The organism is Yinghuangia sp. YIM S10712, assembly GCF_051388935.1.
GTDB lineage: Bacteria > Actinomycetota > Actinomycetes > Streptomycetales > Streptomycetaceae > Yinghuangia.
Map to the genome: position 1 here is coordinate 867,868 of NZ_JBPKBI010000002.1, position 2,156 is coordinate 870,023.

The 2,156-nt window shown below is 68.7% G+C and carries 1 protein-coding gene; it reads left to right on the forward strand.

Features of this window, described 5'->3' with window-relative positions:
- On the forward strand, nt 1-2,112 hold a 2,112-nt coding region (locus ACRX5W_RS09200), incomplete at its 5' end, for an ATP-binding cassette domain-containing protein (RefSeq protein ID WP_436787462.1).
- Nucleotides 2,113-2,156: the final 44 nt, after the last annotated feature.

Genomic DNA, 2,156 nt, shown 5'->3' on the forward strand with positions numbered 1-2,156 from the left:
GGCCCCGGCCCGGGCCGGGGCGGCGCGTCGTCGGTGCCTCCGCCGCCGTCACCGCCGGATGGTGCCGGCGGGCCACCGGCGTGGGCCAACATCGTGCCGGGGCCGTACGCCGACTCCCGGCCGAGCGTCGACCGGCGTCCCAGCGTCGTCATGCAGATCCCGGTCAAGACGCTGCGCATCGGTCGCGCGCTCGACAACGACCTGGTGCTGACCGACCTGATGGTGTCGCGCCACCACGCCGAGCTGCGCACGACGCCCGGGGGCCGCCACGAAATCGCCGACCTCGGCAGCCACAACGGGACATATGTCAACGGTGTCCCGGTCGAGCGGCAGATCCTCGGCGCGAACGACATCGTCGGCATCGGCCACGCGACGTTCCGTCTCGACGGCAACGAACTGCGCGAGTTCATCGACACCGGCGAGGTGTCGCTCCACATCAACGGCCTGGAGGTCAAGGCCGGCGACAAGACGCTGCTGCACGACGTGTCGTTCCCCATCGGCGAGCGCACGCTGCTCGCCGTCGTCGGCACCTCGGGTGCGGGCAAGTCGACGCTGCTGAAGGCGTTGACCGGTTCGCTTCCGGTGAGCAGCGGCAACGTGCTCTACGACGGCCGTGACATGTTCGCGCAGTTCGCCGAACTGCGGCAGCGCATCGGTCTGGTGCCTCAGGACGACATCCTCCACAAGCAGTTGACGGTACGTCAGGCGCTGCGCTACGCCGCGCGCCTGCGTTTCCCCGGCGACACCGAGAAGGCCGAACGCGCCCGTCGCGTCGAGGAGGTCATCGCCGACCTCGGCCTGACCGAGCGCGCCGAACTGCCCATCCACAAGCTTTCCGGCGGGCAGCGCAAGCGCGTCAGCGTCGCGGTCGAGCTGCTCACGAAGCCGTCGCTGCTGTATCTCGACGAGCCCACGTCGGGGCTCGATGTCGGTTCGGCCGGCGACCTGATGGACAACCTGCGCAACCTCGCCGACGACGGACGCACGGTCATCACCGTTCTGCACGACCTGGACAGCGCGGAGGTGTGCGACCGCCTGCTCGTGCTGGTCACCGGCGGGTACGTCGCCTACTACGGCCCGCCCGGCGAGGCCCTGGCGTACTTCGGCAAGGAGAACTGGCGCGACGCGTTCAAGATGCTCAACCGCGAGGACGGCGTCACGCTCGCGGCCCGGTTCCGCGAATCGGAAGCGCACGCGCGTTATGTGCAAAGCGGCCTCGCACCCGCCGCCGCGCCCGCGCAGCAGGCCGAGCGGGCGCAGGTCAAGACGCCCAAGCCGCAGAGCTGGGGATCGCAGCTTGCGACGCTGTCGCGGCGCTATCTGTCGGTCATCGCGTCGGACCGGAAATACCTGGCTTTGTTGCTGGCCGCCCCGATTCTGCTGGGTGCGCTCTGCCAGGCGATTCCAGGCAAATTCGTCGCCGAGCCGGGTACCAACCAGGACATTCTTACCAAACTTCTGGTGCTGTTCGTCATCAGCGGACTCATGGGCTCGGCGACGGCGGTCAACGAGATCATCAAGGAACGCGCGATTTACCAGCGCGAGCGCAGTGCGGGATTGTCCGTATCCGCATATCTGTGTTCGAAATTGCTGGTTCTCGGGCTGATCGCGGCATTGCAGGGCATCGCGCTCACCGCGGTCGCCTTGGCCGGGCAGAAGATGCCCGACGAGGGGGTGGTGGCCCCGCCGATGGTCGAGATCGGCCTCGCGGTGGTTTTGTCGGCGGTTGCCGCGATGGCGCTCGGCCTGGTGATTTCCGCCCTGGTGTCCACTCCCGAGCTGACCATGCCCCTGCTGGTGGTCATCGCCATCGTCCAGGTCGTCCTGTGCGGCGCGCTGTTCCCGTTGACGGGGGCGCTCGTGATCGAGCAGGTGTCGTGGATCGCACCGGCCCGCTGGGCCTTCTCGGCGGCGGCGGGCAGCGTCGACGTCATCACGCAGATGCCGGACAAGGGCGACAAGCCCGATCCGCTCTGGAAGTCCGAACCCAGGGTCTGGTACACGAACATCGCCATCCTGGGCGCGCAGATTCTCGTCTACGCCGGCATCGCGATGATGTTGCTGCGGCGCCTCGATCCCAAGGTGGGAGGCCGCAAGGCACGCGCGCGGTAGGGGGGCGGCTCCGCGGCCGCACGGGAGCTCGGGCGGGGGGGGGA